General features: G+C 61.8%; 23 protein-coding genes. 15 read left to right on the top strand and 8 right to left on the bottom strand.

The annotated features are described in order from the left end of the window. The first annotated feature begins 39 nt into the window (after positions 1-39). Positions 40-546, top strand: a complete 507-nt coding sequence (locus ACUXUR_RS08170) for a YcgN family cysteine cluster protein (RefSeq protein WP_445501848.1) — start codon at positions 40-42, stop codon at positions 544-546. Here ACUXUR_RS08170 and ACUXUR_RS08165 read toward each other — a convergent pair. The 5 genes from ACUXUR_RS08165 to ACUXUR_RS08145 all read right to left on the bottom strand — a co-directional run bounded on the left by ACUXUR_RS08165 (position 543) and on the right by ACUXUR_RS08145 (position 5,777). After that, entirely contained in the window at positions 543-1,619 is a 1,077-nt protein-coding gene (locus tag ACUXUR_RS08165; protein WP_445501847.1) for an AI-2E family transporter, read from the bottom strand. The two genes, ACUXUR_RS08170 and ACUXUR_RS08165, sit on opposite strands and share 4 nt — an antisense overlap. Before the next feature lie 385 nt (positions 1,620-2,004). Continuing rightward, positions 2,005-2,589 (bottom strand): DUF2939 domain-containing protein, encoded by a 585-nt coding sequence (locus ACUXUR_RS08160; protein ID WP_445501846.1) that lies wholly within the window; start codon positions 2,587-2,589, stop codon positions 2,005-2,007. 154 nt (positions 2,590-2,743) lie between these two features. Then, on the bottom strand, positions 2,744-3,832 hold the full coding sequence (locus ACUXUR_RS08155; protein WP_445501845.1) for a TRAP transporter substrate-binding protein: 1,089 nt from the start codon (positions 3,830-3,832) through the stop codon (positions 2,744-2,746). Positions 3,833-3,968: 136 nt separating this feature from the next. Beyond that, a complete protein-coding gene (locus ACUXUR_RS08150; protein ID WP_445501844.1) occupies positions 3,969-5,360 on the bottom strand; it encodes a sensor histidine kinase in 1,392 nt (463 codons plus the stop codon). A gap of 258 nt (positions 5,361-5,618) precedes the next feature. Beyond that, positions 5,619-5,777 (bottom strand): hypothetical protein, encoded by a 159-nt coding sequence (locus ACUXUR_RS08145; protein ID WP_445501843.1) that lies wholly within the window; start codon positions 5,775-5,777, stop codon positions 5,619-5,621. A 490-nt stretch (positions 5,778-6,267) separates the two neighbouring features. Between ACUXUR_RS08145 and ACUXUR_RS08140 the strand changes: the two genes are divergently transcribed. Next, on the top strand, positions 6,268-7,110 hold the full coding sequence (locus ACUXUR_RS08140; RefSeq protein ID WP_445501842.1) for an endonuclease/exonuclease/phosphatase family protein: 843 nt from the start codon (positions 6,268-6,270) through the stop codon (positions 7,108-7,110). A 142-nt stretch (positions 7,111-7,252) separates the two neighbouring features. Here the strand turns inward: ACUXUR_RS08140 and ACUXUR_RS08135 are convergent, their stop codons facing one another. Beyond that, positions 7,253-8,944 (bottom strand): hypothetical protein, encoded by a 1,692-nt coding sequence (locus tag ACUXUR_RS08135; RefSeq protein ID WP_445501841.1) that lies wholly within the window; start codon positions 8,942-8,944, stop codon positions 7,253-7,255. A 569-nt stretch (positions 8,945-9,513) separates the two neighbouring features. Between ACUXUR_RS08135 and ACUXUR_RS08130 the strand changes: the two genes are divergently transcribed. From ACUXUR_RS08130 to ACUXUR_RS08090, 9 genes are all read left to right on the top strand, one after another. Further along, entirely contained in the window at positions 9,514-10,134 is a 621-nt protein-coding gene (locus ACUXUR_RS08130; RefSeq protein ID WP_445501840.1) for a hypothetical protein, read from the top strand. Beyond that, positions 10,067-11,395, top strand: coding sequence for a DNA-packaging protein (locus ACUXUR_RS08125; protein WP_445501930.1), 1,329 nt, complete (start codon positions 10,067-10,069; stop codon positions 11,393-11,395). The genes ACUXUR_RS08130 and ACUXUR_RS08125 overlap by 68 nt, the downstream gene beginning before the upstream one ends. A gap of 144 nt (positions 11,396-11,539) precedes the next feature. Further along, entirely contained in the window at positions 11,540-11,854 is a 315-nt protein-coding gene (locus tag ACUXUR_RS08120; RefSeq protein ID WP_445501839.1) for a hypothetical protein, read from the top strand. Between the two features lie 220 nt (positions 11,855-12,074). Next, positions 12,075-13,268 (top strand): phage portal protein, encoded by a 1,194-nt coding sequence (locus tag ACUXUR_RS08115; RefSeq protein ID WP_445501838.1) that lies wholly within the window; start codon positions 12,075-12,077, stop codon positions 13,266-13,268. A 289-nt stretch (positions 13,269-13,557) separates the two neighbouring features. Then, positions 13,558-13,758, top strand: a complete 201-nt coding sequence (locus ACUXUR_RS08110) for a hypothetical protein (RefSeq protein WP_445501837.1) — start codon at positions 13,558-13,560, stop codon at positions 13,756-13,758. Beyond that, entirely contained in the window at positions 13,755-13,904 is a 150-nt protein-coding gene (locus ACUXUR_RS08105; RefSeq protein ID WP_445501836.1) for a hypothetical protein, read from the top strand. The genes ACUXUR_RS08110 and ACUXUR_RS08105 overlap by 4 nt, the downstream gene beginning before the upstream one ends. Next, a complete protein-coding gene (locus ACUXUR_RS08100) occupies positions 13,901-14,440 on the top strand; it encodes an HK97 family phage prohead protease (RefSeq protein ID WP_445501835.1) in 540 nt (179 codons plus the stop codon). The genes ACUXUR_RS08105 and ACUXUR_RS08100 overlap by 4 nt, the downstream gene beginning before the upstream one ends. 95 nt (positions 14,441-14,535) lie before the next feature. Further along, positions 14,536-14,757: a hypothetical protein gene (locus ACUXUR_RS08095; RefSeq protein WP_445501834.1), complete on the top strand. Its 222-nt coding sequence runs from the start codon at positions 14,536-14,538 to the stop codon at positions 14,755-14,757. An 86-nt stretch (positions 14,758-14,843) separates the two neighbouring features. Next, positions 14,844-16,082, top strand: a complete 1,239-nt coding sequence (locus ACUXUR_RS08090; protein ID WP_445501833.1) for a phage major capsid protein — start codon at positions 14,844-14,846, stop codon at positions 16,080-16,082. Between the two features lie 203 nt (positions 16,083-16,285). Here the strand turns inward: ACUXUR_RS08090 and ACUXUR_RS08085 are convergent, their stop codons facing one another. Then, complete coding sequence (locus ACUXUR_RS08085; RefSeq protein WP_445501832.1) at positions 16,286-17,083, bottom strand: S1 family peptidase; 798 nt, start codon at positions 17,081-17,083, stop codon at positions 16,286-16,288. Positions 17,084-17,167: 84 nt separating this feature from the next. Continuing rightward, on the bottom strand, positions 17,168-17,911 hold the full coding sequence (locus tag ACUXUR_RS08080) for a S1 family peptidase (RefSeq protein WP_445501831.1): 744 nt from the start codon (positions 17,909-17,911) through the stop codon (positions 17,168-17,170). Between the two features lie 18 nt (positions 17,912-17,929). Here ACUXUR_RS08080 and ACUXUR_RS08075 point away from each other — a divergent pair, with 18 nt between their 5' ends. The 4 genes from ACUXUR_RS08075 (at position 17,930) to ACUXUR_RS08060 (ending at position 19,953) form a co-directional block, all read left to right on the top strand. Further along, positions 17,930-18,490, top strand: a complete 561-nt coding sequence (locus ACUXUR_RS08075; RefSeq protein ID WP_445501830.1) for a head-tail connector protein — start codon at positions 17,930-17,932, stop codon at positions 18,488-18,490. A 145-nt stretch (positions 18,491-18,635) separates the two neighbouring features. Next, positions 18,636-18,971 carry a phage head closure protein gene (locus tag ACUXUR_RS08070; protein ID WP_445501829.1) on the top strand — a complete coding sequence of 112 codons (336 nt, stop codon included), beginning with the start codon at positions 18,636-18,638 and terminating at the stop codon, positions 18,969-18,971. Then, positions 18,968-19,378 carry a DUF3168 domain-containing protein gene (locus ACUXUR_RS08065; RefSeq protein ID WP_445501828.1) on the top strand — a complete coding sequence of 137 codons (411 nt, stop codon included), beginning with the start codon at positions 18,968-18,970 and terminating at the stop codon, positions 19,376-19,378. Before ACUXUR_RS08070 ends, ACUXUR_RS08065 begins: the two co-directional genes overlap by 4 nt. A 164-nt stretch (positions 19,379-19,542) precedes the next feature. Beyond that, the gene (locus tag ACUXUR_RS08060; protein ID WP_445501827.1) at positions 19,543-19,953 is read left to right on the top strand and encodes a phage major tail protein, TP901-1 family; all 411 of its coding nucleotides are present in this window, start codon (positions 19,543-19,545) and stop codon (positions 19,951-19,953) included.

Here is a 19,953-nt window from a genome sequence, read left to right as displayed (position 1 = left end):
TTCCTTCAAACCGCCGCAAAGAGAGCCCACAGAGCCTGCATGTCCCACATCGCATCCAAAATCCGCTCCAAGCCGGAGGAGCAGCCCTTCTGGCGCGTGAAAACGCTCGAGGCTTTGACCCTCGACGAATGGGAGAGCCTGTGCGACGGCTGCGGGCGCTGCTGTCTGGTCAAGCTTGAGGACGAGGATACGTCCGAGGTTCTCTATACGGATGTGGGCTGCACCCTTCTCGATGACGAGACCTGCCGTTGCCGGGACTACCCGAACCGCCAGGCCAAGGTGTCTGATTGCGTGCGCCTGACGCCGGAGGCCGTGCGCAGCCTCTCCTGGCTGCCGCAGACATGTGCCTATCGGCTCGTGGCCGAGGGACGGGATCTCCCCTGGTGGCATCCACTTGTGTCCGGCGATCCGGAGACGGTGCATGCTGCCGGTGTTTCCGTGCGAGACCGGGTTGCCGGGCCCGAGGAGGAGTTCAGCCTCGCAGAGCTTCTGGAGCGCATCACCGATTGGCCGATGCAAGACTTGGAGACTGACGAGCCGGCCTAAACGCCGCCTTTCTCTTTGGCTTCGGCTTCTCCGGGGACGGTCGTCCGCTCGCCGAGCGTCTCACGGACATAGAGTTTCTTGACCAGCACATAGGCCACCACGGCGAGCGGAAAGCCGAAGACCAAGCCCAAGCTTCCAAAGAGAATGCTTCCAACCAGGATCGCAAAGAGTGCGAGCGCTGGGGGAATGCTGACCACGCTTCTTGCCACAAGCGGAAAGATCACGTTGCCTTCGATCTGCTGGATCGCGACGACTGCGAGCACTGTCCAGAGCGCAGTCTCGCCGCTGATGCTGAAGGCAAAAAGAACAGCTGGAAGCGCGCCGAGGATCGGGCCGAGGAAGGGGATGAAGTCGGCCAAGCCCGCGATCATGCCCAGCGCATAGGGCGAGGGGAGCCCGATGAGCCAGAAGGCCAGCGAGGACAGGATCCCCACGCACGCCATGGCGATCAGCTGCGACATGAGCCAAAGCCTCAGGGCTTGGCCTGACGCATCGAGTGAACTCTCGACGCGCTCGTGGTGCCGCATGGGGAAGAGCTTGATGAAACCCTGTTTGTAGAGCGTCGGTGAGGCCGCGATGTAAATGCCGGCGATCATCACCAGAAGGAAATCCGCCAACCCGCTGAGAACCGCTCCGCCGATTCCGGCGATGCGCGTCGCGAGCCCACCGCTGGGCATGTTGTTCATCATTTCGGACAGATCGTCGGACACGGCGCCTAAGCCGAGATTTTTGCTGAAATTGTCGATGACGAGAGGAAGGCGCTCCACCACATTGGAGAACTGCGCCCGCATCTGCGTCCCGAAAAGAGTGATCAAACCTAGGACAATGCCGAAGATGAGGATGCTCGCAACCCACAGGGCCCAACGATCAGGCACACGAAGGTAGCGGACCAGCAAGTCCGCGGAGGCGTGCAGGATCAGCGCAACCAAAATAGCCCCAAAGGCAAGCAGAAGAACATCTGAGAGCTTCCAAAGCAGAAGCGCCAGCAGAACCAGTCCAAGGACGATCAGGGTTTTGCGCACGAATTCGGCGTCACCCATGATCCTGCGAAAGGAATAGCCGTCATCGTCCATTGATCCGTCCCTTGCCACGTCAACGGGACAATCGAAACGGCGAAGCTCGGTTCCCTTGAAAGCTTAGCGTATACCCTGAAGAGCGATTTTGTTCCTGCCTGGCTGTTGTTATTTTGTATTCATGGCTCTGTCGGCTTTCGGGAACGTAAAACTGCAAAAGAAGTTGGTGTGTCAGAAGGAGGGATCATGTAATGACCTCGAATATCATCTGCTTTTTGCTTGGCACAGTGTTCCCTCTGGCAACCGTCGGCTGGATGATCTCTCATTGACGCCGGAATCCTTCTCTCGAAGGTGAGAGTGGCGAATGAAGCATCCCTCAGTGTCAGCGCACTAAAAACCCGCCACAACAGAGGCGGGTTTTTGGTGTCGCGAGTGTCGCCAGTGTCTACCGCGAGGCGACGGCCGCCCGCTTGATCAGTTCTTCACGCAACGGTACCGGCAGCTCGATCCCGCTCAAGCGCCAGGTGGTGCCCTTCAGGCGCATGGTGATCTTGAACTGCTTCTCTTTGGCTTCATCCACCGGAACGGGAATGGTGACGCTTCGAAAACCCTGGGACTCCGAGAAAATGAAGGTTCTCCAAGCCTGCTTGAGCGAGCCCATGTCGAAATGCAAGGGAACGGTCGTTCCGCCCATGCCTCCTGCAGTCTTCTCAGGCCAGCCATCCTCAAGCAGGTCGATCAGGGCCTGGGGTGTTACGAGCTGCTCCACGACCGGATTGAGAACCGCGGCTCCCGCCTCGGTTGCAAGATCCCGCTCAGCTCCTTCGAGATCTTGGTCCTTCATGTACTCGCCGAGGATTTGGCGGGAGAGGGAGTTTCGCAGGGCGTTAAAATTCACGCGCTCCGTAATCCGGTCAATGTTCCTGGCTTCGATTGCCTTGCTGAGGTCGTAGAGGGCCACGAAGGGCGAAACCATGAAGATCGCCCAGGCCAGAAACAGGAGAAAGCTGATCCGTATTGTCCAGCGCATATGCTCGGTCATTCCTTCACTGCACGGCCGGCCGCACCCTGTCGAGAGCAATGATCAGACAGGCGGTCGGGAAGGACCCTATGTGGGCAGCACTGGAGCCATAAAAAAGGGCGACCCAATGGCCGCCCTTTTTCAAGATCGATGAAAGATCCGATCAGCCGCGAGCGCGGGTGCGGATCATGAAGGTGTCGTAAGCGTACTCGGCCACTTGGAACCAGAGGTACTCTTCGTTGCGGAAGCCACGGACGCTCTCGTAGATCTTCTTGAAGTCGGCGTTCTTGGCCGAAACTTCGTCGTAGACCTCGTTGGCGGCCTTGTAGGCTGCTTCCAGGATCTCCGGAGCAAACGGACGCAGCTGCGTGCCGGCGCCGAGCAGACGGCGCAGGGCGGCCGGGTTGCGGGCGTCGTACTTCGCGAGCATGTCGTTGTTGGCATAGCCCGCAGCCGTGGTCAGGATCGCCTGATAGGCCTTCGGCAACTCTTTCCACTTTGCATTGTTGATGAAGAGGTGGATGGAGGGGCCGCCTTCCCAGAAGCCCGGGTAATAGTAGTACGGCGCGACCTTCGCGAAGCCGAGCTTCTCGTCGTCGTAGGGGCCGACCCACTCGGCGGCGTCGATGGTACCGCGCTCGAGCGAGGGATAGATGTCGCCGCCCGGGATCTGCTGCGGCACGGCACCGAGCTTGGCCATGACCATGCCGGCGAGGCCGGCGATGCGCATCTTCAGGCCCTGGATGTCCTGAACGGTCTTGATCTCCTTGCGGAACCAGCCGCCCATCTGCACACCGGTGTTGCCGGCAGGCATGCCGTACAGATTGTGCTTGGCATAGAACTCGTTCAGCAGGTCGTTGCCGCCGCCGTGAAAGAGCCAGGCATTCATCTGGCGGGCGTTGAGGCCGAAGGGCAGGGCCGTACCGATGGCGAAGGTCGGATCCTTGCCGAAATAATAGTAGGAGCAGGTATGGCCCATCTCGATGGTGCCATTGCCGACGGCATCGGCCACCTGCGGCGTACCGACGATTTCACCGGCCGCGAAGGGCTGGATCTGGAACTTGCCGTCGGTCGCCTCCGAAACGAACTTCGAGATCACCTCGGCCGCGCCGTAGATCGTGTCGAGGGACTTCGGGAAACCGGATTGCAGGCGCCACTTGAGCTCCGGCATCGACTGGGCGATGGCGGGGGCGGCAACGGCCGTCGAGGCGGCACCGACCGTAGCGGCCTGAAGAAACTGACGACGCTTCATATTGTTAAACTCCTCCCTGGATCGTGACTTCGTCACTTGCGTCAATTGACACCAAATCGAGCCGAAATCGCAAGAAGGTTTCGTCGCACTATCGACCAATGATCTAGACGGATTGTGAATAGATCCTTGAAAATGCTTAACAAAGAGGCATGTCCATCACGCAGATGACCCCGGTCGGCTCATAGTGAAGATGGACGACGCCGTTCAACTCCCGGGCCAGCCCGTCTTGGATCAGGCGTGAACCGAAACCCTTCCGGGAGGGAGGCTTCACCGGAGGTCCGCCGTGCTCCTCCCATTGCATGATCAGGCGCTGTCCGGTCGAAGTGGTCGGGGTTGACCAGGAAATCCGGATCTGTCCGGATGAATTGCTCAAGGCGCCGTATTTGAGGGCATTGGTGAAAAGCTCATGCAGAGCCATGGACAGGCTGAGAGCCATCGGCGGCGAAACACGCAGATCAGGCCCTTCGATCGCAATGCGCATGCCCTCTGTTGTATTGGCCCCGTAGGGCGCGCACGCTTCGGCAAAAACATCCGAGAGGTTTGCGCCTTCCCAATTCTCCCGCGTGAGAACGTCATGGCCGCGCGCAAGGGCGAACAGGCGCGCCTCGAAGGCGCTGCGGGCCACTCGGAGATCATCGTCAACGTGCGAGCCGAGCCGGCTGAAGCTTTGGGCCGCCAGGGATTGAACGGTCGCAAGAGTGTTCTTCACCCGATGGTTGAGTTCGTTGACGAGAAGCCGCAGATGCTCTTCAGCGCGCTTGTGGTCGGTGATGTCGATCTGAAGACCGTCCCAGACATAGTTCCCGTTCGCCAGCTGGCGCGGCGTTACGACCAGGCGGTGCCAGCGAACCTCCCCGGTCTTACCATGGCGCATCTCGAATTCCATATCGAATGCCTTGTGCTCGCGAACGGCCTCAACCTCCTTGGCCAGCATGCGATCCCGATATTGAGGTAAGACAAGCTCATAAAGGAGTGAGAGATCGGACTGCACCTCTTCGGCGGGAATGCCGTTGAGCCGCTCGCAAGTCTTGGAGATGTAGAGAAGCTTGCGGTCTCGATAATCCGCCGCGTCGCTGATCTGATAAACCATGCAGGCAGGGACGTTGTCCGTCAGAGAGCTGAGGCGGGCCTGGCTCTCGCGCAGATCATCGGCTGCACGGCGAAGCTCCGTCCAGTCACGGAAGCTGATGCCGAGGCCCCCGTTGTAAGGAAAGACGTGGATTTCCAGGAAACGCCCGGGAACTCCAACCGAATCCGTTTCGAAGGAGGTCGCGATTCGTGTGGCCGCGACCTCTTCATAGCGTCGTCTCAACTCCGTTCCCACGGAGTTTGGAAACAGCTCCCAGATATTCCTTCCGAGCATTTCTTCGCGACGAGTGCCGAAATAGGCCTCTGCCGAACGGTTGATATACGAAAAGCGCCACTCTCGATCGAGAGAGTAGAAGGCGTCGCCAATCCCTTCCAGGAGCTCGGAAAGCCGCGCCTCCAGTCGCGCTTCGACCGATCGCTCGATGGTCTGGTGAAGCACTTTCTCTATTGATCCCCGAGAGTTCCGATGGGCATTCGGAACCACGAGGTCGCCGGAAAGCTCCTGCAGGTTGTCGAGCGGTGAAAGTTTTGATCGAGGCCGGTTCATTTATTGCAATATAATTATGTTTCAAATAAAGCGCAATCCTTGAGCTGACCGCAAGTGCCCTTAGAAAGATGAGGTTAAGCAATGTCTTAGGTGCGGGGAAGTTCGTCCGCAGTCCTTTCGTGAAAGCTCGCGGAGTTGGATCGGGCGGCTTCACCCTTTGGGTTCACTGAAAGCCTCGGCCGCGCAGACGAGGGTGAAAAGAGCGATCACGCCTGCCAATTCTGCGAGGTTCACGATGACGGCTGACGGATCGAGGGCATAAAAAAGCACGCCCGTTGCAAGCGCAATGATGGTAGCCCAAGCGAGCATGGGCCTTCTCCCGGCATATTTTCTTGTGCGCTCCTCTAACCCGAAAGAGACAAAGAAGTTCCTAATCAGCCTGAAAATTTTTCCCTCTTGGCTCATCGTCGGCGCGAGGGCGTTAGAGCATCAGACGAGAAAAGTGGATTTGCACTTTTGGGATTGATCCGATGCTCCCTTTTTAAGCCGCGCATCGTTGACAGCGGAAAACCGGAATCACTTTTCGCTGACGCGGCCCTTCGGGTCACTGACGCGGCCCTTCGGGTCCGCACGATGCGCTAGATGCCGGAGCCAATAGCGGAGGGTGAGAGCCTTGCGTTCTTTGATCGACCGGAGCGTACAAGATCTTCCCTGTCCGGAAGAGCCTCTTCTGCAGCGGGCGAGGCAGGTGACGCACGACAGGACGGCTCACCATGAATTCATGGATCGTATCGGGGCCTTTCACGTCGTCGAAGTTCAGCCTCCGAGACAAGAGCAGGCAGTCCCAAGGCGATTGCGCATGGCCGCCTTGAATGCCGAACGGCTGACACGCCCCGAAGCAGTCAGACACTTGATCGAGAAGACAGGCGCTCACATCGCGCTCTTGAGCGAAGTGGATGTGGGCATGGCGCGCTCAAGGAATATCCACACGATTCGCGAGCTCACCAATTCCCCGGGGTGGGGTCATCTCTATGGTGTCGAATTCGTGGAACTCGATCTCGGCGACGCCGACGAAATGCGCCGCCATGCGGGCGAGCGCAATGCCTGCGCCCTCCATGGCAATGCCATCGTCAGCGGTCTAGGCTTCGAACGCCCGCACGTGATTCCGCTCGAGGAAAATGGCCGATGGTTTGCGGGATTTGACGGCGCTCAAAGGCGGATCGGAGGACGAATCGCGCTCGCCGCATGCTTGGCCGATGCACCGCTTCCCTTGTGGGTCGTGAGCCTGCATCTCGAAAGCAAGACGGATCCTGCGGACCGTCGCGTGCAGGTTCGGAGCCTGTTGTCCGCACTTGAGCAACGGATGCCGAACGAGGCTTGCATCATCGGCGGAGATTTCAATTCCAAGGCACTGCCGAGAGCTGACGGAGAACGGCATCTGCTTTTGGAGCAGCCGGAACGATATGAACCGTTCTTTGCCGATCTTCGCGATGCGGGATTCTCCTGGGCGACTGCGAATCTGGCTTCTCCGACTCAGCGCGAGGGTCCGTGGAAGAAGCATCCCCGGCCTTTCGGCAAACTCGATTGGCTCTTCGTGCGGGGTGTCGCGGCGGAAAACCCGCAGGTCGTTCCGTCGCTCGACGCGCAGGGACAGCCGATTTCGGATCATGAGATGCTGACGGTCGATGTCGTCTTTGAATGATGGACTTGAGGCTTCATGCGCAGGAGTGTCGTTCTTGGCACGCTGGGCTGTCATCCCGGCTCCATGCCGGATGCATCATCCCGGCGGGCGCAGCAAGGCATCCACGCGTCAAGCTACCTCGGCGATTTGCCGTCAGATCATCTCAGATGATGGTGAACTCTGAGTAGGCGAGAGCGGCCTTGTTGGTGAACTGGGCGATCAGCTGCTTGGCGGCAGCCCCGGAGCCGTCCGCATCGTAGTACAGGTTGCCCGTGCCCCGGTCATAGATCAGGTGGTCGTTGGCGTCCTTGGCCTTGGTACCCAGCACGAATTTCGAGCTGCTCAGACGCCCCACGCCACCAAGCTTGCTCATGTACTTGTTGTCGAGCTGGATACTGTCATAAGTTTTGTTGTAGTCCGTAATCTTGTCATAGTTCGTGCTGCCCGGCCGATCCTTGAACACAAAGACGTCCCGGTCCGTGCCGGTGCCGCCCACAAGGACATCCCGGCCCGTGCCGCCCTCGAGCGTGTCGCTGCCTGCGCCGCCATACAGCGTATCGTTGCCGGTGCCACCGAGGAGCTTGTCGTTGTCCGACAGGCCGTAGATCTTATTGGCGAAGGGGTCGCCGGTCAGGGCGTCCCTTCCCGCTCCGCCCGACAGGATGTCGGCCAGCGCCGTGTTGCGGGCCATGGTTCCGGCGGCGAGATCAATCCGGTAGGGCACGATCCAGCTCTGCGCGCCCTGTTTGACGGTGATGGAGGCGGCCTTCACTCCCGTCGTGTCATAGGCATGGCTGAATGAGGCGCGGCCATTCACCGGCACAACGCTGCTCGTCGTGCCGTCGCCCCAGGCGACGCTGACCTGCCAAGCGGCGCCGACGCTGAGAGCTGCCTCCACGTACCGTCCCTCGACGATGGCCTGGCGGTTCGGAGGGGCCGTGTCGACGAGGAAAATATCAACTTCTCTATTCCCATCGCCCGGCACTAGGTTGCTGGAATCGCTTGAAAATATCACGTATCGCCCGTCTGCACTGAGATGGGGATCGGAGCTGAAACTATTGCCCTGCGTGATGCCGTCCGTTGCCATCGATAGCCGCTCGACGGCACCCGTGATCAGATCCTTGCGGAAGACATCCGGGGCATTGTTGGTGTCGTCGGCCACCAGATTGCTGGCAGAGCTCTCGAAGACAACATAGCGCCCGTCCGCACTGATGTGGGCACTGAAGCTGCTGGCATCGCCCTGTGTTGTGCCGTCGGCCGCCATCGAGACGCGTACCAGCTCGCCAGTAACCAGATCCTTGCGGAAGATGTCGGTTCTACCGTTGGTGTCGTCGGCCACCAGATTGCTGGCAGAGCTCTCGAAAACTACATAGCGCCCGTCCGCACTGACATGGGCATTGGAGCTGACGCCATTGCCCTGCGTCGTGCCATCAGCCGCGATCGAGACCCGCTCAACTGCGCCCGTCACCAGATCTTTGCGAAAGATATCTGGAGCATTGTTAGCATCGCCCGCCACCAAGTGATTGGCAGAGCTCCAAAAAACCACATAGCGACCGTCTGCGCTAACGCTGGGAGTGTAGCTCGCACTACTGGCCTGCGTGCCATCGGCCGCGACCGAGACCCGTTCGACCGCACCCGTCACCAGATCCTTGCGAAAGATATCGTAGCTACCGTTGGTATCGCCCGCCACCAAGTTGCTGGCATCGCTCCTAAACACCACATAACGCCCGTCCGCGCTGAATTGAGCATCGAAGCTATCGCCATTGCTCTGTGTGCCGTCACCGGCAGAGATCAGGCGGATGAGGTTCGAACCGCCGGGTCGCGTGAATGACTGAATGGCGAGCGTCAGGGGCATGGTGTGTCTCCAGCGATAGGGGCCGATGAAGCTTTTGCGGCCTCACCGGAGGGATTGGATCATTTTGATATAATGTTATATTATTCCCATTCGGCGCGCCGCACAAGCTCGCCGGCTCTCGGGGAGAGCCTCAGTTGCGATTCGTTGTGATTTTCTGGCCAAACACCCCTAGGTCCCGCCAAAGGATGCCCTTGTGTCAGCTTTAGAGCGCAGAGAGGGAAGAGTTGCTTCGTCAATCTCATTCAATGGATGATGCGCTGGATCGAGGCCGCGCCAACGTCAACCGCGGCATGCCTCTTCGCCTTCAATATATTCCGTCCTCGGATTACGTCGAAGTCGAGGTTCGTAAAGCTCAGGTTCTTGGGCTCCCTCCCTCGAGAACCCGCACAGTCGAGCCGCCGCTCAAAAAGCACCTTGACAGCGCGACGCTGATAGAGTACAAAACGTGAACACTGACGAAGTGTGAATGAAACCCCGCCCGGCTTCATTTCGTTAAACACCATCTCCGCCGCTCAAGTGCCGTTTCGACGGGCCGCTTGGGCGGTTTTTTGTTGGGCGCGATGCTCCTCATGCACATCGTGCGCAGCCGACCGGAGGTCCGGATCAGCGAAAAGCCCGGCTCATTTTCCGCACGACGCGCCATGTATCCCCGAATCGAGATCCCCGACGAGAAGCGGCGGCAGGCCTATGCTGATTACGTCAGCGCCCCCGAGCTCAGCGTCTCCGACATAGCGGCCTCTCTCGGCGTCAGCATCAGCAGTTTCTATCGTCTGAAACAGCGCTGGGCTTGGCCGCCGCGTCTTGCGGCACTTGCTGAGAACGAATTGAGCAAGGCCACGAAGGATCGGACGGAAAACCTTACCGGAAGCGCTGCAGCGGCGACATCCCTGCGCGAAGCGGCGCGATCCCTGGCGCGGGCCACCCGAATCCACATCAACGCTCTCATGGAGAAGCAACGCAGCGAAGGCATCGAGGATCACGACGGGATAGCCCGGACGCTGGCTTCCTATGCCAAGACATTGACGACGGTGCGGGCGCTCCTGGAGCAGGAAGGTTCAACGCTCGATGGAACCGAGCACCAAGACGAAACACCCCGCAGCCTGCACGAACTCCGCGACGAGCTTGCTCGCCATCTTGAGCGGGTTATCGCGGAGGAGGAGGCTCGCGGAAGCGACGGCCTCCTTATCTAAAACCGAACTCGAACAGCTTCTGCGCTATTGGCCGATCCGCTGCCGGCCCGAGCAGCGTCTGCCGGGCTTGAGCCGTCAGCACGATCCCTGGACGCTCTGGCTCATGCTGGGCGGGCGAGGGGCGGGAAAGACCCGAACCGGCTCTGAATGGATCCGCGGCGTCGCTCTCGGCGAACTGGATTTCACTGACGCTCCGATGCGGCGCATCGCGCTGATCGGAGAAACATTTTCGGATGCCCGCAACGTGATGGTCGAGGGACCGGCCGGCATTCTTGCCGTCCATGCGCGCCACGAGCGCCCCACCTGGTCGCCGTCCCTGCGCAAGCTCGAATGGCCCAACGGTGCGGTGGCGCATGTGTTCTCCGCCGAGGACCCGGATTCCCTGCGCGGTCCTCAATTCGAGGCCGCGTGGGCGGACGAGCTCGCCAAGTGGAAGCACGTGGAGGAAACCTGGGACATGCTGCAATTCGGATTGCGCCTCGGCGCGCATCCGCGCCAGATGGTCACGACCACGCCAAGGCCCATTCCGTTGCTGAAGCGCTTTCTCGCCGATCCTTCGGTGGCGGTCTCCCGCGCCCGGACATCGGACAATGCGGCCAACCTCGCGCCCGCCTTCCTGGAAGCTGTCGTCGGGCGTTATGCCGGCACGCGGCTCGGACGGCAGGAGCTTGATGGCGACATCATCGAGGATCGCCCCGATGCGCTCTGGACCCGCGACATGATCGAGAAGAGCCGGATCGACGGCGTGCCGCCGCTCATGCGCATCGTCGTTGCCGTCGATCCGCCCGCATCGTCATCGAAGCGCGCGGATGCCTGCGGCATTGTCGCGGCGGGCCTGGACGAGGGCGGCACGGCCTATGTGCTGGAGGATGCGACGGCATCCGGCCTCAAGCCGCCGGAATGGGCGGCCAAGGCTGTCGCTCTCTACCGGCGGCTTGAGGCCGACGCTCTGGTCGTCGAGACGAACCAGGGGGGCGAGATGGCGACCGGCGTGATCCGCGAGGTCGATCCGTCCGTACCGGTGATGAGCGTTCGCGCGACGCGCGGAAAATATCTGCGCGCGGAGCCCGTGTCTGTTCTCTACGCGCAACGCCGCGTGCGCCATGTGGGTGCATTGCCGGAGCTCGAGGATGAGCTCTGCGATTTCGGGCCCGGTGGACTCACGTCGGGCCGTTCGCCCGACCGCATGGATGCGCTCGTCTGGGCGCTCACGGAACTGATGCTGCGGGACAGACAAGAGCCGCGTGTGCGGGTGCTATAGCTTGTAGTCGCGATGCCACCGTCAGAGCTTGGCATGGGATGCTTTCCATTTTCCAAGCTGGTCGAGAGGGTTTAGACTCGCCGCGTCGCGTTCAGTGAGCGCTGGCCTGATGCCAGTCACATCAACCTCCCTGAGGAGGTCACCATGTACGCACGACTGACGACGTTTCGCGTCAAGCCTGACAAGATGGAAGATCTGCTCCGCTGGCGTGAGGAGAACGAGGCGGCGATCTATGCCCAGCCGGGCCTCCAGCAATGGATCGGGCTCATGGACGAAGAAGGGGAGGTCTTCGTTCTTTCCCTCTTCGACAATGAGCAGTCTGCCCGTGATTCCATGACGCATGTCTGGGCTCTCTGGGAGGAGATGGCGTCCATGCTCCAAGGTACGCCGACGGCAAGATTTCTCGACGTGATGGCCGCGAAGAGCTTCGCTGCTGCGCCGGGAGCCCCCATGATCTGACCCTTCCGGAGTTTCCCGGGCGGGGAAAGGCTAGAGCATCGAACCAAAGCCAACTCTCACGTCATCCCCGGGCTTGTCCCGGGAATCCACGTCTTTGACACGGGGCGGTTCTGAAGACGTGGATGGCCGGATCAAGTCCGGCCAGGACGGAGAGCCATGACGTGACGAGGTGTGGCCTTCCCACCCCCCTTCGTGCCCTCGTTTCGGGCAGGAGTTTTTCATGCTGACCAAATTGACCCGCTGGTTTCGGGCGCCGCCTGAAACCAAGGCTTCGCGCGCGCACTCGGCTGTCGCGTTCTATTTCGATGGGCGCGCCGTGTGGACGCCGCGCGATTACACAGCGCTCTCTCGCGAAGGTTTTCAGAAGAACGCCATCGTTCACCGAGCGGTGCGGCTCGTGGCCGAGGCGGCGGCGTCTCTGCCTCTCACGTTGAAGCAGGAGGGGCGCGATCTCGCGGCCCATCCGCTGCTGGCTCTGTTCGCACGTCCGAATGTCCGTGAGGGCGGGCAGCGGTTTCTGGAAAGCGTCTATGGACATCTCATGGTGTCGGGCAATGCCTATGTGGAGGCTGTCGGCGTCGATGGAGCGCCTGCGGAACTTTATGTCCTGCGGCCCGATCGCATGCGCGTGGTGCCAGGTTCCGATGGGTGGCCCGCGGCTTACGAATACACAGTCGGAGCGGAAACGGTGCGCTTCTCGATGGGGCAGGGGGAGGCGGTTCCGCCGATCCTGCACCTGACGCTCTTCCATCCGGCGGACGATCATTACGGTCTCTCGCCGATGGAAGCAGCGGCGACGGCCCTCGATATTCACAATGCGGCGGGCGCCTGGAACAAGGCGCTCCTCGACAATGCGGCGCGCCCCTCCGGCGCGCTCATCGTTGGCGGAGCGACGCTGACCGATGCGCAGTTCGAGCGGTTGAAGAGCGAGCTCGAGGCCAATTACCAGGGCGCCTCGAATGCAGGCCGTCCCCTGCTTCTCGAAGGCGGCCTCGACTGGAAACCGTTGTCGCTGTCGCCGAAGGACATGGACTTCGTCGAAGCGAAAGCGGCCGCCGCGCGGGAGATTGCACTCGCCTTCGGGGTGCCGCCGTTGCTGTTGGGGCTCCCGGGTGACAACACGCATGCCAATTACGCGGAAGCCAATCGCGCCTTCTATCGTCAGACCGTGATTCCCCTCGTGAAGCGCACGATGGAGGCCTTCGCGCAATGGCTCTCGCCCGGCTTTGGCGAGGTGCTGCAGCTCGAACCCGATCTCGATGCCATCGAGGCGCTGGCGGAAGAGCGTGAAAGCCTTTGGCGCCGCGTGTCCTCCGCTTCGTTCCTCACGGACGATGAGAAGCGCGAGGCGGTGGGGTACGGGCGTGGTGCTGTTGCTCGTGCAGACAGGGGAAAGCAGACGCGTTCCGCCTAACGTCATCCCGGGGCTGCGCAGCAGAACCCGGGATCGTTATCAGAGCGAGGCGCCCGAACCTCCACTGTCATGCCCGCGCAGGCGGGCATCCATGAACACCGTGGATGCAGAATGAAGGACTGTCGCGGTTATGGATCCCGGCCTCCGCCGGGATGACAGTGCTGGGCTGGCCTAACCGATCCCGGATCGTCGCTGCGCTCCGTCCGGGATGACCCAATTTCTCGCCCATAATCCAGAGAAAACCTCAGCAAACCTCAATGAACGGGGGCATCTTGCGAGAGAACAAATCATGAACTTTTTTGACCGGATCGCCGAAGCCGTCATCAGTCGCGGCGATCTTGCCCATCTCGCGCTCTTCGTTTGGGCGAGCGGGGCCTCCGCTTTGCTTGCCATGACTCTGCGCGATCTGTTCGCGGCCAACCGTCGGTTCGATGAATTCGTGCGCGAGCTGTCTCTCTTCAACCGCCGTCACACGGGAGATCTTTCATGAACCGACCGTTGCCCCGTCCTGTCCGGAAGCCGAAAGCCGTGAGGAATGGGCAGAGCCGCGCCTCGCTCGTGTTCCGCGACTTCGTTCGCCAGCTCGAGAAGCTCGACGCAAAGCCTGACAAATCTCCGCGTGGAGCGCGCGCATGAAACTGGCTGTCATTCCCACCACACAGGAGATGAAATTTCTGAGCCAGCCTCTGAACGCCGTCGATGCCGGCGGCGTCTTCGAGGGCTATGCCAGCCTGTTCGGCATTGCCGATCTCGGCAAGGACGTGGTCATGCCGGGCGCCTTCACGGACAGCTTGAAGAAACGCGAGGCGAGCGCGGTGCGGCTGCTCTGGCAGCACGATCCCGCTACGCCCATCGGCCGGTGGCTCTCCATCGAAGAGGACCGGCGCGGGCTTCGTGTTCGCGGCAAGCTCAATCTCGCCGTCGAGCGGGCGCGGGATATCCATGCACTGATGCGCGAGGGTGCCGTCGATGGGCTCTCCATCGGATTTCGAGTGGAGCGGGCGAGAGTTGAGCGGCCCACCGGCCTGCGTCGCCTCGAAAAGCTCGATCTGTGGGAGATCTCTGTCGTGACCTTTCCGATGCTTCCGGGAGCGCGGGTGGAAACCGTGAAGCAGGTGCCAAAAAACCTCGCCTCATCCATTCGCGCCACGGCGGCTCGATTATTTTCCTGAACCTTGGCTGGCCGAGCGCGTTACCCGCAAGCCCGTGGAGATGCGGACGCTGCGGGCATTGATCGTGCTGCCGTCCGCCTTCTCGGGAGGATTTCATGAGGAAGCTCGTTTTCGTGGCCCTTCTCGGTCTCGCGGCCGCGGCCTGCACCACGACTGAAGAACGCGTCGGCGGTGCTGCCGTCGGTGCCGGCGTCGGCGCTGTGGCCGGCCCGCCCGGTGCGATCGTCGGCGGTGCGGTCGGCGCAATGGCTGGCCCGACCGTGACTCACCAGGTGCAGGCCAGCACCCGTCACACCCATCGCCGCCGACATCGCTAAGCTATTCCCCCAACAGGGGAATAATGGCCCGCCCTCCGGCGGGCCTTTTCGTTGAAGCCCACCCTTTTCAGAACCTTTGGATTGATATGATTCCTGTTGTTGAAACCAAATCGGTATCCGACGATGTCGCGTCGGCTTTCGAGGATTTCGCCCGCGCCTTCGAGGCCTTCAAGGATGCTAACGACACGCGCCTGTCCGAGATCGAGACGCGCCTGACGAGCGACGTCGTCACGGAAGAAAAGCTCGCCCGCATCGATACCGCGCTCGACGATGCCAAGCGTCGCCTCGATCGTCTCGCTCTCGACCGCTCCCGTCCGCCGCTGGGCCGCAGCGCGGAGCATCCGCGCGACCCCATGCTGACCGAGCACAAGGCGGCCTTCCACGCCTATATGCGCTCTGGCGAGGCCACCGGCCTGAAGCGCCTGGAGGAGAAGGCACTTTCCGCCGGTTCCGGCCCGGATGGCGGCTATCTCGTGCCCGATACGATCGAGACGGAAGTGTTGCGCCGTCTCTCCGCGATTTCGCCGATCCGTGCGATCTCGTCGGTGCGCGTGATCTCCGGCGGTCAGTACAAGCGCGCCTTCTCCACCACGGGCCCGGCCACCGGCTGGGTCGGCGAGACGGCGGCGCGTCCCCAGACCGCCGGTCCGACGCTCTCTGAACTCAGCTTCCCGGCCATGGAACTCTACGCCATGCCGGCGGCGACCCAGACGCTTCTCGACGATGCGGTGGTCGACATTGACCGCTGGATCGCGGAAGAGGTCGAGGCCGCCTTCGCCGAGCAGGAGAGCGCTGCCTTCGTGAGCGGCGACGGCGTCAACAAGCCGAAAGGCTTCCTCGCATCGGATATCGTGGAGGACGACACCTGGGACTGGGGCAAGCTTGGTGCCGTCCATACGGGCGGCGCGGCCTTCCCATCGACCAACCCGTCCGATGTGCTGGTGGAACTGGTCTATGCACTCAAGGCGGGCTATCGCCAGAACGCCTCCTTCGTCATGAACCGCAAGACCCAGAGCGCGATCCGCAAGTTCAAGGACTCGAACGGCCAGTATCTCTGGGCACCGCCCGCAAGCCTCGGCCAGTCCGCGACCCTGATGGGCTTCCCCGTGGTGGAGGCCGAGGACATGCCTGACATCGCGGCCGGCTCCTGCGCCGTCGCCTTCGGCGATTTCAAGCGCGGTTATCTGATCGTCGACCGGGCTGGCATGCGCGTGCTGCGCGATCCTTATTCCGCAAAGCCCTACGTGCTGTTCTACACCACCAAGCGCGTGGGTGGTGGCGTGCAGGATTATGCGGCGATCAAGCTTTTGAAGTTTGCCGCGTAACGGTAATAACGAAGTCTCCTTAAGCCTCATCCTGAGAAGGATTGCGCCAGCAATCCGTCTCGAAGAGCCTGTCCTCGGACTTGATCCGGGGAACGAGGCGTTTCCAGTGCGCGCTGGATCCTCCTTCGAGACGCAGCCTCACGGCTGCTCCTCAGGATGAGGGAAGGGGTTTGCTGGGTGTTCTAAATAATGCGTGGGCGAGATTAGCGTCTCGCCCACGCACCTTCGGAGGTGGCGAGGCTGCGGACGGCTTGCCTGATCCAGCCAAGATGCTCGACGATGGGTGTCACGGCAGTCAGGCCTCCGCAGGCGCTGGGCTCGCGCGTGCGCATGGCGCCGCTCGACCAGCTGACAATGCCGTAGAGCAGATAGCTGTCCCGGGTTGCGGCAAGGATCGGCCCGCCGGAATCGCCCCGGCAGGCGCCGGCGCCGCTCGTTTCCGCCAATCGCTGGCGGTCGACCACGATCAGCACGCGGTTGGCCACCTGGATGGGGCCGAGCGAAACAAGATTGGCCTGGCGTAAGACACGTGCAGTCTGCTTGCGCCGCTCGCTCAACACGCCGAAACCTGCAATGGTCACCTCGTCGCCGACATCGATCGAGCCCGCGAGCGTCGGATCGAGCGGCAGGAACTCCGGACCAAGCGCACGCTCAAGGCGCAGGATCGCGAGATCGACCCCGGGCTGCGTGCGGGGAGTGGTGCCTGTCACGAAGGAGGGATGCACGGCCAGAGCAACGACCCTGAACCGCTGCGGCTTGAAGGCCCGACTGACGGCGACGACGCGATAAGCGGCTGAATCCGTCACGCAATGGGCGGCGGTCAGCACCAACTCTGGGGCGATGAGAGCGCCGGAGCAAAGCTCTCCTGCTGAATTTTCGATGGACACGACCGAGCGCCGCAATCCATTCGGATCCCGCGACGTCGCGCCCAGCAGAACGGCCTGCGCGGAACCCGAAAAAAGGGTGAGAGCGAGGAAAGCAATCAATGAAAGGGCGCGCATCGGGATTATGAGGTGAGGGGAATCGTTACGTAGGGGAAGGGCTATCAATGCAGGATAGTTCCGCCCCGCTTGATTTTTCCAGCTTTAGTTGCGGTCCCACAACGCCGCACGGTTCCACGCTTTGAGAGTGCGGTCGATCCATTCCTTCTGCCGGCCAAGGAGAATGCCCTGTGTTGCTCCTCCGCAGCTCTGTCCACGTGATGGTGATGACCAGGATATGATCGCAGCAATGGCTGTTCCCGAGATCATCGGCCCTCCGGAATCGCCCTGGCAGGCTCCCGCGACCCCGGAACCTTGTGACCAGAGCAGGATCCTGCTGGGGCCAAAGGGCTCCGTCACCGTGAGCAACGCGGTGCGGAAGGTTCCCGTCGTCTTGGCCTCGCCTTCGCGGGCCAGTCCATAGCCGCCGACGATGATCGGTTCACCCTTGGCGGGCCTAGTGCCGGTGAGCGTCGCCCGCTCGAAACGCTCCGGCAGAGCCTCGGGGATGCGCACGAGCGCCAGATCGATGGAGCGCTGTCGGGTCTCGATGGCTTTCGCGTTGTAGCCCGGATGCACGGCCTTCGCGGAGGGCTTGATCAGCACCGGCTCGCCCGTCTCGTCGCGAAAATGCACCCGATGCTCGTCCGCGCCCGTCACACAATGGGCTGCGGTGAGGACCACGTCGCGCGCCACCACGACGGCGCTGCAGACGCCGCCATTCGAACTCAACACCATCACGCTCTGACGAGCGAGGGGACCTTGGTCCTCCGCGCCGCCGACGATGGCCTTTGCTCCGGTCGCGGCAAGCGACAGGGCGAGGGAGAGCGTGATCAGACGATTCATCATGGAAGGATTCCTGTTGCGATGATCCCGATATTCGTTGATGGCCCCGCCGTCGAGCCCGTAACGTTGCCTGAGATGAAGGCCTATCTGCGTGTCGATGACGAGACGGAGGACGATCTGATCTCCGGGCTCATCAGGGCTGCGCGGCTCATGGTGGAATCCGCCTCCCGACGCATCCTGATCGAACAGCGCTGGCGCGTAGTGATGGATCGCTGGCCGATAGGTGGCAAGGTGCCGCTCCCAATATCGCCTCTGCTCGCGGTGGACGGCATCAAGGTGTTCGACGCCGCAGGCATACCTATTGAAGTCCCAGCCGGTTCAATCGAGGTCGATCCAGCAAGCGATCCTCCTTGGATCCTGATCACGAATGCGCCGGAGCCCGGCAAGCCGAGAAACGGCATCGAGATCGCGCTGCACGCCGGTTACGGCGCTTCGCCCGATGCGGTGCCCGCTCCCTTGAAGCTCGCGATCAGGATCCTCGTCGCCCATTGGTACGAGAACCGGGGTGATGTGGCGGGTGAGCAGATCCTGCCGCCGGAAGCGATGGCGCTCACGGCTCCGTTCCAGCGGGCACGTCTTTAAGCCTCCTCCCCGTCATCCCCGGGCTTGTCCCGGGGATCCACGTCTTCAATGCGCAGCGTTTCCAAGACGTGGATGGCCGGGCTGATCCTCGGATCAAGTCCGAGGACGGCCATGACGCGAGATCAATTTTCTTTCGCGTGTTCCCATGAAAACCAAAACCTTATCTATCGGCGCGCGGGCGCGCCGGTTCGTTCTCGAAGTGCCTTTCGAAAGCCCTGACGGGTTCGGCGGCGTGATTCGTTCCTACAGGCAGGGACCGCAGGTCTGGGGCGCGATGGAGATGCTCTCCGGTTCCGAGCGCGTGCGCGCCGACCGCCTCGAGCAGAGCCTCACCCACAAGATCACCCTGCGCTATCGCGACGGCGTGACGGGCGCCATGCGCCTGACCTCGGGCCTTCGCCGCTTCGCCATTCGCGCGGCCTCCGATCCGGACGGCTTGAGGCGCGATCTCGTCTGTCTGGTCGAGGAGATCAAGGCATGACAAGCCCGATCCTCGCGCTCCGTCGCGCCATTCTGGAGGCGGCATCGGGAGACGCGGAGCTGATGACTCTCATGGGCGGAACTTTGCGTCTTTACGATGAGCCGCCTCGGAATGCTGAGCCGGTCTATGCCCTGTTCGGAGATGTGACGGCGCAGGATTGGTCCACCGACACGGATCGCGGGCACCAGCAGGATCTCACCATCGTGGTGTGGTCGGAGCGCGGCAGCGCCCGCACGGGCCTCTCGGCAGCCGAGCGCTTCGCCGCCCTTCTCGACGATGCGCCGCTCACGCTCGACGGCCACCGGCTCGTGAACCTGCGTGTGGCGGAGATTGCCTCCGCGCGGGACAAGGACACGCAGCTTGCCCGCGTCACCCTTCATCTTCGCGCCGTCACCGAACGCGGATGAGCTGAGACTCGCTCTCCCGTCATCCCCGGGCTTGTCCCGGGGATCCACGTCTTCTTAGCGCGATGCTTCCAAGACGTGGATGGCCGGATCAAGTCCGGCCATGACGCAGGAGAGACGAGTCACGGCACAAAGATCTCAATGGTCATTTTAGAAAGGACTTCTTCATGCCTGCTCAGAAGGGCAAGGACCTGCTCGTCAAGATCAGCGACGGCGGCACGGGCTTCGTGACCGTGGCCGGTCTTCGCACCCGCCAGATCTCGTTCAACGCCGAGACCGTCGATGTCACCAGCGCGGAATCCGCCGGACGCTGGCGGGAATTGCTGGCCGGCGTCGGCGTGCGCCGCGCCGGCATCACCGGATCCGGCGTGTTCAAGGATGAAGCCTCGGATGCGCGCATGCGCCAGGTGTTCTTCGACGGCGATATTCTCACCTACCAGATCATCGTTCCCGATTTCGGGCGCATCGAAGGTCCGTTCCAGATCACCAGCCTCGAATATCGCGGCGATCATGCGGGCGAGGTCACGTTCGAGATGGCCTTCGAATCCGCCGGCGCCCTGACCTTCGTGGCGCTGTGA

Source organism: Microvirga medicaginis, assembly GCF_052658925.1.
The sequence above is the reverse complement of the archived record's forward strand: the minus strand, read 5'-3'. Positions and strand labels throughout refer to the sequence as shown.

Coding starts and splice junctions, on each gene's coding strand:
- ACUXUR_RS08170 (WP_445501848.1), top strand. CDS start 40: ATGTCCCACATCGCATCCAAAATCCGCTCCAAGCCGGAGGAGCAGCCC.
- ACUXUR_RS08165 (WP_445501847.1), bottom strand. CDS start 1,619: ATGGACGATGACGGCTATTCCTTTCGCAGGATCATGGGTGACGCCGAA.
- ACUXUR_RS08160 (WP_445501846.1), bottom strand. CDS start 2,589: ATGCGCTGGACAATACGGATCAGCTTTCTCCTGTTTCTGGCCTGGGCG.
- ACUXUR_RS08155 (WP_445501845.1), bottom strand. CDS start 3,832: ATGAAGCGTCGTCAGTTTCTTCAGGCCGCTACGGTCGGTGCCGCCTCG.
- ACUXUR_RS08145 (WP_445501843.1), bottom strand. CDS start 5,777: ATGCTCGCTTGGGCTACCATCATTGCGCTTGCAACGGGCGTGCTTTTT.
- ACUXUR_RS08140 (WP_445501842.1), top strand. CDS start 6,268: ATGGCCGCCTTGAATGCCGAACGGCTGACACGCCCCGAAGCAGTCAGA.
- ACUXUR_RS08135 (WP_445501841.1), bottom strand. CDS start 8,944: ATGCCCCTGACGCTCGCCATTCAGTCATTCACGCGACCCGGCGGTTCG.
- ACUXUR_RS08130 (WP_445501840.1), top strand. CDS start 9,514: ATGCACATCGTGCGCAGCCGACCGGAGGTCCGGATCAGCGAAAAGCCC.
- ACUXUR_RS08120 (WP_445501839.1), top strand. CDS start 11,540: ATGTACGCACGACTGACGACGTTTCGCGTCAAGCCTGACAAGATGGAA.
- ACUXUR_RS08115 (WP_445501838.1), top strand. CDS start 12,075: ATGCTGACCAAATTGACCCGCTGGTTTCGGGCGCCGCCTGAAACCAAG.
- ACUXUR_RS08110 (WP_445501837.1), top strand. CDS start 13,558: ATGAACTTTTTTGACCGGATCGCCGAAGCCGTCATCAGTCGCGGCGAT.
- ACUXUR_RS08105 (WP_445501836.1), top strand. CDS start 13,755: ATGAACCGACCGTTGCCCCGTCCTGTCCGGAAGCCGAAAGCCGTGAGG.
- ACUXUR_RS08100 (WP_445501835.1), top strand. CDS start 13,901: ATGAAACTGGCTGTCATTCCCACCACACAGGAGATGAAATTTCTGAGC.
- ACUXUR_RS08095 (WP_445501834.1), top strand. CDS start 14,536: ATGAGGAAGCTCGTTTTCGTGGCCCTTCTCGGTCTCGCGGCCGCGGCC.
- ACUXUR_RS08090 (WP_445501833.1), top strand. CDS start 14,844: ATGATTCCTGTTGTTGAAACCAAATCGGTATCCGACGATGTCGCGTCG.
- ACUXUR_RS08085 (WP_445501832.1), bottom strand. CDS start 17,083: ATGCGCGCCCTTTCATTGATTGCTTTCCTCGCTCTCACCCTTTTTTCG.
- ACUXUR_RS08080 (WP_445501831.1), bottom strand. CDS start 17,911: ATGATGAATCGTCTGATCACGCTCTCCCTCGCCCTGTCGCTTGCCGCG.
- ACUXUR_RS08075 (WP_445501830.1), top strand. CDS start 17,930: ATGATCCCGATATTCGTTGATGGCCCCGCCGTCGAGCCCGTAACGTTG.
- ACUXUR_RS08070 (WP_445501829.1), top strand. CDS start 18,636: ATGAAAACCAAAACCTTATCTATCGGCGCGCGGGCGCGCCGGTTCGTT.
- ACUXUR_RS08065 (WP_445501828.1), top strand. CDS start 18,968: ATGACAAGCCCGATCCTCGCGCTCCGTCGCGCCATTCTGGAGGCGGCA.
- ACUXUR_RS08060 (WP_445501827.1), top strand. CDS start 19,543: ATGCCTGCTCAGAAGGGCAAGGACCTGCTCGTCAAGATCAGCGACGGC.